This window comes from Streptococcus moroccensis (assembly GCF_030812835.1).
Lineage (GTDB): Bacteria > Bacillota > Bacilli > Lactobacillales > Streptococcaceae > Streptococcus > Streptococcus moroccensis.
Genome location: NZ_JAUSTM010000041.1, coordinates 1 through 8,723 on the forward strand (window position 1 = coordinate 1; position 8,723 = coordinate 8,723).

9 protein-coding genes are annotated in these 8,723 nt (G+C 40.6%); 1 reads left to right on the plus strand and 8 read right to left on the minus strand.

The features are described from left to right. Nucleotides 1-608 precede the first annotated feature (608 nt). From J2S23_RS10920 to J2S23_RS10955, 8 genes are all read right to left on the minus strand, one after another. Nucleotides 609-1,457, minus strand: coding sequence for an alpha/beta hydrolase (locus tag J2S23_RS10920; protein WP_307122749.1), 849 nt, complete (start codon nucleotides 1,455-1,457; stop codon nucleotides 609-611). 23 nt (nucleotides 1,458-1,480) lie between these two features. Then, nucleotides 1,481-2,425 (minus strand): alpha/beta hydrolase, encoded by a 945-nt coding sequence (locus J2S23_RS10925; protein WP_307122750.1) that lies wholly within the window; start codon nucleotides 2,423-2,425, stop codon nucleotides 1,481-1,483. A 17-nt stretch (nucleotides 2,426-2,442) separates the two neighbouring features. Beyond that, complete coding sequence (locus tag J2S23_RS10930) at nucleotides 2,443-3,738, minus strand: FAD-binding oxidoreductase (RefSeq protein ID WP_307122751.1); 1,296 nt, start codon at nucleotides 3,736-3,738, stop codon at nucleotides 2,443-2,445. Then, the gene (locus J2S23_RS10935) at nucleotides 3,738-4,439 is read right to left on the minus strand and encodes a flavodoxin (RefSeq protein ID WP_307122752.1); all 702 of its coding nucleotides are present in this window, start codon (nucleotides 4,437-4,439) and stop codon (nucleotides 3,738-3,740) included. Before J2S23_RS10935 ends, J2S23_RS10930 begins: the two co-directional genes overlap by 1 nt. A 15-nt stretch (nucleotides 4,440-4,454) precedes the next feature. Beyond that, a complete protein-coding gene (locus J2S23_RS10940; RefSeq protein WP_307122753.1) occupies nucleotides 4,455-5,198 on the minus strand; it encodes a flavodoxin family protein in 744 nt (247 codons plus the stop codon). A gap of 86 nt (nucleotides 5,199-5,284) precedes the next feature. Then, on the minus strand, nucleotides 5,285-5,923 hold the full coding sequence (locus tag J2S23_RS10945; RefSeq protein ID WP_307122754.1) for an NAD(P)H-binding protein: 639 nt from the start codon (nucleotides 5,921-5,923) through the stop codon (nucleotides 5,285-5,287). A gap of 16 nt (nucleotides 5,924-5,939) precedes the next feature. Then, nucleotides 5,940-6,821, minus strand: a complete 882-nt coding sequence (locus J2S23_RS10950) for an alpha/beta hydrolase (RefSeq protein ID WP_307122755.1) — start codon at nucleotides 6,819-6,821, stop codon at nucleotides 5,940-5,942. Between the two features lie 10 nt (nucleotides 6,822-6,831). Then, nucleotides 6,832-7,692, minus strand: a complete 861-nt coding sequence (locus J2S23_RS10955; protein ID WP_307122756.1) for an aldo/keto reductase — start codon at nucleotides 7,690-7,692, stop codon at nucleotides 6,832-6,834. A gap of 108 nt (nucleotides 7,693-7,800) precedes the next feature. Here J2S23_RS10955 and J2S23_RS10960 point away from each other — a divergent pair, with 108 nt between their 5' ends. Further along, the gene (locus J2S23_RS10960; protein WP_307122757.1) at nucleotides 7,801-8,628 is read left to right on the plus strand and encodes a LysR family transcriptional regulator; all 828 of its coding nucleotides are present in this window, start codon (nucleotides 7,801-7,803) and stop codon (nucleotides 8,626-8,628) included. Nucleotides 8,629-8,723: the final 95 nt, after the last annotated feature.

Here is an 8,723-nt window from a genome sequence, read left to right on the forward strand (position 1 = left end):
GGAGTTTTTTGGTATAACCAGCGATGCGCACCCGCATAGCGGGTGGTTTATTTGTTTCGCACCTGCGGAGCGAAACGGACTTAAAGTCACATAAAGAAAAAGACGCACCAAATTTGGTGCGTCTTCTGCTGATGATTTCTTTCAAATGAACCTTAATTTTTATAATTCATTAGTATTTCAATACACTCATCATTTTTCTTTTCTGAAAAATAATAGATAGTTGCTGTATGTCCTAATTCTGCTAGGATTAACATCAAAGATTTAACTAATATGTATAATTCTTTAGTAGTACAAAATCTGGAAAAGTATAATTTATTATAGTCCTCTTCATTATCATTTGAAAATATAAGAACCTTAATAAATCCATTATCTTGTAAAGTTATTGATACCAATCCTTGGACATCCGAAATATCAATAGTTTTTTTGGTTTTAAATTTTGAATCCTAAAACAACGACTCAAATCTATCTGCTGCAAGAACAGCAGATAAAATAGTATAGTGTACTTTCTTTAGGATTTTTATATATTGTCATAATGTGACAATATCAATAGATATAACGATTACATTCTAATCTAATTTTATTACTTCAAATACTAATTTCTATCTTTCCTAAAAAATATTAACTAATGTATTGTAGGTATAATCACAAACCGCTTGGTAATCATGCCTACCTCCCTGTCTTTCACGGAAAATGACATTTTCTTCCATCTTAAAGATAGATGGGAATTTCCTGGCAAGAGAGAGGACTTGCTCTTTGAAGGCGGTGTAGGCAAAATCATCTGTGCCACTAGCAGCATAAATGAAGAAGTCTTTTTGTTTCTCTTTAACTATATTTGCGAATTCTTTAGCTGGTGTTCCAACATTTCCACTCATAGGATTGAAATAATAAAAGTAATCTAAGGCATTTTCAAAGGTTCGCCAGGTATTGACAGAACCCATTGAAAAACCGCTGAAGGCACGAAATTGACGCGAGGCTATCAAATCTGCTGGGCTGGTTGATGCTGCGTAGGTACTGTACTTACTCTCAACAGCGGGTATCAAATCATTGGTCAGTTCTCGATAATAGCGACTTGTTAGCTGAATGGCTAAACCAAAATCGCTAGAATCTTTTGGACTGGTATTGTTGTATGTGAGATTAACAATGATAACTGGGGCAATTTCTCCATTTGCAATCGCATGATCCACAATGTGTTTGAAGGCATTGGGAGAATGAGGGCTTCCCATGGTTGTGCGTTCATTGGACCAACCACCATGACTAAGATAAACCACTGGATATTTTTGCTGGTCTGAATAGCCATAAGGAAGATAAATGACGGCTTCTTTTTCAATTGGAATTGGGGCGTTTGTCGTGTAGGAAAAAGATTCAAAAGTAGGATAGTTAAGGATTTCTAAGGTACCTGGTCTATCGCTAGGTTTGAAATAGTGTTTAGGAATGGTTTTCAAATCTGGAAATGTCATTTGTTCCTCACTTTCTCTTATTCTTAAAAAAGGTAAGTCAGTCCATGTTCAATCTCTAGTTCAAATGATTCTTGATTATGTCCGCCACCGTTATTTTCCCAATAAATGAGGTTATCATCTGTTATCAGATCACTATGATTGCTACGGAGGGCTTCGATCTGTGGAATCATGCTGTATTTTGTCCCATCGCTTCCACCTACCATTGCTATTATTTGGAAATCATTCTGCCCGTAGTTATTTTCTTGCAGACCACTGACCAAGGTTTCAGCAATAGCTTCATCGCTGTTTCTACCAGTAACTTGTCCAATCCAGCTATCGCCTGCCATCGGCATATAGTAGAAAAATTTATCACTTTGTTCAACCAGCACATCCCATGTCGTGATACCGCCCATAGAATAGCCACCGAAAGCTCTATGAGAACGACTTGCTGTAAAACCAGTTTCATCGGTTGTCTCAGTAAAGGTCGTGTATTGACTTTCAACCGTCTTCATAACCTCTAAAACTTCAGTCTCTGCAAAGTAATGATTTAAAGGATAATCGGCTGAATAATTCGACACAACAAAACTTCGATCTGGATAATAAGTCGGAAATACAACCAGCAGTGGCTCAATATCTCCATTTGCAATCAACTCATCTAGCAGTGGTTTGATGTCTGCCGCTACTTGCTCAGCAGACATGCCTGATCCGTGCATGAGATAAAGGATATTCATTGGTTTGCCTGTCTCATACGAATCAGGCACATAGACAAGCGCTTCCTTGTTATACTCTTTGCCATCATAAGTCGTTGTATAAGTCATACTGTCAATTCTACTTCCCTGTTCATTAGAAAGCGAGTTAGTGCGAGAAGAACTTGACACATTCAACCCTGTTGAATTGTTGGCTTCATTGCTTTCAAAGTTTAGATAAAGAATCGTCACTAGAACGACTAATAGCAAGCCTGTTAATGAAAAAATAAGAGTTCTTTTCATTGTTCCTCCTTTACATTCTACATAGTTAAGCGCTCATCATGAATTCTATTTTTAGAAATACCTAAGGTAATGAGCGTTTTTTCAACTTTTAAGAGTGTTTGTGCACTACCAACAATAAAGAATAATCCCTGTCTCATTTCCTTGGCAGATAGCATTTCTCCTAATTCTTCCTTGGTAAAGCGATGAGCTTTTCCGTGATAACTGATCAACTGATTTTCTTGGGCTAAGGTTTCGAAGTATTCTTGATAATACATCTCTTGCTCATTTTTCCCGCTCCAAATGATATGAACCGAGCGTTTACCACTGTATTCGTCGGCTATACTTTTTAAAGGGGCAATACCTGAGCCTAGTCCGTAAAGAATAATAGGCCGTTTCACAGAGCTTTCTTCGATAATGGGACCGAATCGACCAAAGGGACCTTCCAGCTCAACCTGTGTGCCAATTGGTAAATTCGGCACTTTCTTCGTAAGATCTCCCAGTCCTTGAATGATAAATGTTAAGATATTGCCGTCTTGACTAGGAGCAGAGGCAACGGAAAAAGGGTGTTTCTCACTGCTGATTCTTCTATCTTTAAAGCGCATAAAGTAAAAATCCCCTGCTTGATAATGATGGTCTTTGGGAACTTTGATTTGTAATTCTTGTACCGTTGGTGACAAGCTGGTGCTTGCAATGAGTTCACCTTGGACTAGACTACCAAAATCTACAATATACTTTTGCCAAACATAGCAAGCCAAAAAGTAAACCGTGTAAAGATCAAACAGGATCATAAATGGCGTCAAAATGGCAATACGATTGATGAAGTGAACATGTAGCCAGACTAAGCCAATCATGACAAAATGCAAGCGGTGAATCCAAACGGAAAGCTCGTGTCTGAAAAAGATTTGCAAACGATTTTTCAAGCGTTTCGCCACAGGCATCCGATCAACCAACCAACCTGACATGAAAAAGCTGGCATAGGCAATTCCAAAAACAGCTAAATACCAAGCCCATTCGCCTGTCAGACGAATTTCTGTATGCATGGAAAATAAAAATTGTTGGTGAAAAAAGATTGCTAGAAGAGCTAAGACACCCAGCATCCCATGAACAAAGTACATAGCTGGAAGTCCAATCAAGCGATCCAACCACTGCGGTCGAGTTGATAGATAAACAATGGCCAGCCACCAGACATAAGCGATCAAGCCTAAATCATATAAAAAGAGATTTAAATTTGTGTCAAGCAAACTAGTATTGAGCAAAATGATCAGTGGCAGAGGTAGGGCGACCAATATTGCCGTACAAGTCAAATAGAGTGCTTTTGGTTGTTGTTTTAGCATTATTTTGTGACTCCAATTTCATTCAACCAAGCGGTAATATCACCTTCTGCATTCTGCACAGTATTATCTTCTCCGCGAACTGTAAAGCCGTCTAGAACGGTTGCATTTGGGAACTGACTCTCCAATTGACGTTGGGTATTGCCTAATCCAGAACCAAGATGGGTTGTAAACGGAACAAGCGTCTTATCTGCTAGTTCTTCTGCTTCAGCATCCAAGAAGGTCCGTACAATCATTGGGTACTCGCTCCACCAAACAGGAGCTCCGATAAAGATGGTTTCGTAACTTGAAATATCTGGCAATTCATTGGCAATAGCTGGTCGTGCATCTGCCTCTTGTTCTTCACGCGCCTGATCAGCGGTTGCCTCGTACTCCTCAGGATAAGCAACTGCTGGGATAATTTCGTACTGGTCTGCATTAGTTGCATTGGTAATGTAATCCGCAATGACCTTGGTGTGACCAATTTCCAGCGGTCCATCCCAAACACCTTCCGTTCTTGAAAAATAAACAACCAGCACATCATTATCACCTGATAAATCGCTATCGGTTTGTAGGCTGGTTGATGCTGTTGTCGTTTGAGAACTTGTAGTAGATTGACTCTGACTTGTCGATGTTGATTGTCGCCCTCTTGAGAAGTTCCATGTAAATAGGGCGGCTAAAATAGCTACCACTCCAATTCCAAAAATCATCTGTCGTCTTTTCATAACAGTTTCCTCTTTCTATTTGTTTAAATTGTTATACCACGTCATCAAGTCTGAATCAGCCTGATCGACCTTATTTCCTTCGACTGCAAAGGCAGGCTCGATACGAGCGGTAACCTGGTTTTCAGCCAAGACAGTTTCGATATAATCGATGCTTGAACCTAATCCATAGCCGCCATTTGTTGAAAATGGAATAATCGTTTTTCCATCAAGTTCTTTAGCATAGGTCTCGATAAAGGTTGCAACGGGCTCTGCCATGGTCATGCCCCAAATGGGATATCCGATATAGATGGATTGATATTGAGATAAATTTGGCATCTCTACGTCCAATTCAGGAGTGTTTTCGACATTTCGTTCCTGATTGGCCCGTTGTACCGTTTCACCATAATCAGAACTATACGTTTCTTTGGCAACCAATTCAACCACATCTGCACCTGAAAGTGCCTGAATCTTGCTAGCCAGTAACTCAGTAGAGCCTGACCGTGAAAAATAGACAATCAGACTATCGACGTCTTCAGACAAGATTCGAGTCGGCTCTTGCTCAGAATTGGTATCTTCTCCATCCGATACTGTCCCACGACTATTATTCCACTCTTCATCTGAGAGACCAACTTGCGGTGCCACAATCTGACTTTGGTCCATTTTCCCGCTTGGAAGAATAGATGCCGAAGATGATGAACTGCTGTTTGTTTGGCTTTCGTTTTGAACAGAGCAAGCGGCTAACACAAGGACACTTGCCAGTAAAATAAAGCTTTTCCTCATAGACACCTCCTATGGATTTTTTCCAACTTGATAAATCAAGAAATAGACAAGGATTAAAGCAGCTAGGCTAAAACCAGCCATCCAATTTAGTAAAAAACCGGTTTCGCTAGAGCTTCACTTCCTGGCTCCACGATTCCAACGCTCACACCCAAGTCACGACTTGGATCTTGCAATAAGTCCATAACATATTGGGCAACTGCTTGGCGGGTGACTTGAGCACCTTTATAGGGTTCTCCTTGCGGAATCAACTTGTAGGAGCGATTGCCTTCCTGATTATAGAGCCAAGTCATACGAAGGTAGGTATAATCCAAACCTGACTCATCCACTAACTTAGCACCGATGACCCGATTATTTGTTGGAGAATAAGCACCAATCATGGCATCATTCCATCGACCAAAGTCTCCGACGACCTCATCATACACACCGAGAACCCCTGCTACAATGAGGCGTCTGATACCCTTTTCCTTCATGACGGCAATGATTGGCTCTAACAAGGCTGGCGATGCTTCATTGACAAAGACAACATCTGCATCCTCTAAAGCCTGTCGGACATTATCAAGACGGGACATATCCCCATCCACATAGCGAATGCGGTCATCCTGATAAGACAAACGTTGACTGACCTTTCGTCCCGCTAGTGTCAATTTAAAATCGGTTTCTTCTAATACCCGTGGGATAAGAAATCCCGGAATTTGTCCTGCTGCACCAATAATTGTTAATCTCATATTTTTTCTCCATTTTCTATTGTTTGACTTGTTTTTCCCAGAAGGAAATGGCGTCATCAATCCACCCCTCTGCTACCGTTTCTTTTCCAATACCAAAGCCATGCCTCAAACCTTTATAGACTTGAAACCGGCTGTCAATTCCGATTTTTTTCAAGTTCTTCAGTCGATTTTCCATCACCTGCCAGTTAGCAATCCAATCGTTAGTGCCACAATTAGCATAGGTCGGTGCATCATCTCTAGAAACAGATGAGTAACCTGTATATTGACTAACGACCATGCTGGCAGAACCAATGGCCGTCCTTGTTAAACGTTCTAATTCACTTTTGTTACCTAAACGAATGGCCATCCTAGCTCCAGCAGAACCACCCCAGAGTGAATACTGGTTTGGTGCAATCTTTAACTCACCGGCATGACTATATAGATAATCCAAAGCTTGTGCTAGATCTTCATAGGCTTTCTTAGGCCGATAGATCAGAGCAAAGGCATTGTATCCTCTTTGGCTTAAGGCCAAGGCTTGTGGGAAACTGTCGTGCAAGGCAGCAACATAATGAAAACCGCCGCCTGCATTGATAAGGGCAAATTTCTCATATTCCTTCCCTTTGAAGTAAAATAGCCCTGTGTCTCTCTTACTTGGATCATTCACCATCTCTTCCTCATCATAAATGGGGAAAAAGATTTGTTCATTTTCTTGAGCACGCTCGAGTAAGTTGTTCAAAACCTCTAAACTGGTCTTTGTTTTCAGGTTTGAATACCAGATAAAATGATTTGAATCAGTCACATCTTGGACAGTCTCCTCAGGATGAAAGGCCAGCTGAAGCGGGAATAATAAGTGTCCAAATCCTCTAAAACTAGGATGTTGGGTAATTTCTCTAATTTTTGTATCTTTTGTAAATACCATAATTCCTCCTTTAGACAGGGGTCTTCTTACTCCCTAAACACAGGTTCAACCCTTTTACAACGGCTAAATTTTTATGGTCAATAATCTCACTGTAACCAATGTCCAGCTGTTTGATTTGGTCTAAGTCTTCTTGGTCCAATTCAAAATCCCAAAGGGCTACATTTTCTTCCAAATGTACGGGATTTGTTGATTTGGGGATGACGCTATTGCCCATCTGCACACTCCACTTTAAAGCGATTTGAGCAATGGATTTCTGATGTTTTTTCGCAATATTTTCTAATACAGGATGCTGAAAAATATTTTTCATTCCCTCACAAAGTGGGCCCCAAGCCTGAACCTGAATCCCGTAATCCTTCATCAGTTTCCTTAGGGATGATTGATGAAAGAAAGGATGAAGCTCGATTTGATTTACTGCTGGAATAATTTTTGTATTTAAAATAAAATCAAGCAAGCGATCTTCAGAGAAATTCGATACGCCAATAGCCTTAATTTTCCCTTGAGTATAAAGTTCCTCTAAGGCACGCCAAGATCCATAAACATCCCCCATCGGTTGATGAATCAAATGCAGGTCAATGTAATCTGTTCCCAAGCGATTTAGGCTTGTTTCAAACTCCTTCATCGTTGCCTCATAGCCATCAGAATGAATCCAGGCCTTGCTGGAAATAAAAAAATTCTCTCGAGCAATTCCTGAATCCTTAATGGCTTGACCTAAATCTGCTTCATTACCATAGATACTAGCCGTGTCAAATAAGCGATACCCAGCCTCAATCGCCTGTTTGATGTAGGTTTGAGTCTCATCACCTTTCAGCTGAAACAGCCCCATCCCAACCTGTGGCATTTCTATTCCATTATTTAATCTAATCTTATTCATACAGCCACCTCCACTTGATGTCTCTATTTTACAAGTGCTTTAAAAAATAGTACAATAGCAATTAGTTAGACTGCTATTTATAAAGTGAATAGTCACAAAGGAGAAGATATGATCAATTTACAGCACCTAGAACAATTGATTACGGTCGCTAAAGAAGGGACACTATCACGCACAGCTGAGGTTTTGTTGATTTCACAGCCGTCTTTGACCCGTAATATGCGTCAGTTAGAAGACGACTTAGGCGTCCAGCTTTTCCAACGAAGCAAAAACAAACTTTCCTTAACGGAAACTGGTAAATATACAGTTCAACAAGCAGAAGCTTTGCTCAACCATGAGCAGCAATTTTTGAAAAATATCCAACGTTTTTCTCTCCAAGCCACGACTTTATTTGGCGGCATCTCAGCTCCTGGTGTAGAATGGGAAGTGAGGAATCGTTTGGCAGAGCAGGATTTAGAACAAGAAGTCCATGTCGAGTTACATGATAATGACTCCCTACTAGAAGCCCTACTTAGTCAGAAATTCCAGTTTATCGTGACAGACTTTCCAATTGAGCATGACGATGTGCTAACAACTGGATTCTTCAAAGAACAACTTTATATTTCCGTTCCACCTGCCCATCCCTATGCCATGCGTGAGGAAATTGCATTGGAAGATTTGGCAAACCTAACCATGCTCTTGCGGTCCGATTTGGGGATTTGGCAACCACTTGTGGATCAGCTAACACAAACCAAATTTATTGTCCAGACAGATTGGGAAGCCTTTGACGAACTGATTTCTGCTTCTGCTTTGCCAAGCTTTTCGACCAATATCACTCAGGCCGCCTCAGACAATCCAACCCAACGTGTGCATGTCCCAATCGTAGATAAGGAAGCCACAAAAACCTTTTACATCACAACTTTGAAAAAGAATAAAAGTGTACTACTACAACTCACTTGATAAATCATGACCACCCGTCTAACGGGTGGTTTGAACAGGGGCTATAAGCCCACATCACCAGCCAGCGCCTAAAGACGCTGGCTTTCACTTTGTTC

Bases quoted from the DNA above. Each gene is read 5' to 3' on its own strand.
- J2S23_RS10920 (WP_307122749.1), bottom strand. From the start codon at position 1,457: ATGACATTTCCAGATTTGAAAACCATTCCTAAACACTATTTCAAACCT.
- J2S23_RS10925 (WP_307122750.1), bottom strand. From the start codon at position 2,425: ATGAAAAGAACTCTTATTTTTTCATTAACAGGCTTGCTATTAGTCGTT.
- J2S23_RS10930 (WP_307122751.1), bottom strand. From the start codon at position 3,738: ATGCTAAAACAACAACCAAAAGCACTCTATTTGACTTGTACGGCAATA.
- J2S23_RS10935 (WP_307122752.1), bottom strand. From the start codon at position 4,439: ATGAAAAGACGACAGATGATTTTTGGAATTGGAGTGGTAGCTATTTTA.
- J2S23_RS10940 (WP_307122753.1), bottom strand. From the start codon at position 5,198: ATGAGGAAAAGCTTTATTTTACTGGCAAGTGTCCTTGTGTTAGCCGCT.
- J2S23_RS10945 (WP_307122754.1), bottom strand. From the start codon at position 5,923: ATGAGATTAACAATTATTGGTGCAGCAGGACAAATTCCGGGATTTCTT.
- J2S23_RS10950 (WP_307122755.1), bottom strand. From the start codon at position 6,821: ATGGTATTTACAAAAGATACAAAAATTAGAGAAATTACCCAACATCCT.
- J2S23_RS10955 (WP_307122756.1), bottom strand. From the start codon at position 7,692: ATGAATAAGATTAGATTAAATAATGGAATAGAAATGCCACAGGTTGGG.
- J2S23_RS10960 (WP_307122757.1), top strand. From the start codon at position 7,801: ATGATCAATTTACAGCACCTAGAACAATTGATTACGGTCGCTAAAGAA.